Source organism: Candidatus Binatia bacterium (assembly GCA_023150935.1).
In the GTDB taxonomy this organism is placed as follows: domain Bacteria; phylum Desulfobacterota; class Binatia; order HRBIN30; family HRBIN30; genus JAKLJW01.
Window position 1 is genome coordinate 1 of record JAKLJW010000175.1, and the last position, 536, is coordinate 536.

Annotated in this window: 1 protein-coding gene; it reads left to right on the forward strand. The window is 70.7% G+C overall.

What is annotated here, in order from left to right; all coding sequences use genetic code 11:
• Positions 1 to 18: 18 nt before the first annotated feature.
• Positions 19 to 536, forward strand: a 518-nt coding sequence (locus L6Q96_23590) for a peroxiredoxin (protein MCK6557529.1), incomplete at its 3' end; no start/stop codon positions are given.

Below are 536 nucleotides of genomic sequence, written 5' to 3' on the forward strand. Positions count from 1 at the left end.
GGAATCGCGAGGAGCCCCGTGGCAGTCGAGGAAGGCAGGAAGGCGCCGGCGTTCACGCTCACGGACGACGCGGGCGGCAAGGTCTCGCTCGGCGACTTCGCCGGCAAGGACCTGGTCCTCTACTTCTACCCGAAGGACGACACGCCCGGCTGCACGAAGGAGGCCTGCGGCTTCCGTGACGCTTGGAAGGCGCTCCAGAAGCGCGGCGTCGCGGTGGTCGGCGTCTCGCCCGACTCGGGCGCGTCGCACCAGAAGTTCGCGGCGAAGTACAAGCTGCCCTTCCCGCTGCTCTCGGACCCCGACAAGAAGGCGATGGCCGCCTACGGCGCCTGGGGCGAGAAGGTGCTCTACGGCAAGAAGACCACGGGCGTGATCCGCTCGACGGTCTGGATCGGGCCCGACGGCAAGGTGAAGAAGCACTGGAAGCGGGTGCCGAAGGCGGAGGCGCACCCCGAGCAGGTGCTCGCCGCGCTGGAGGGCGAGGCGAAGCCGGGCCGCACGGCGAGCGGAGCCCGCGCGAAGGGCACCCGGAAGGG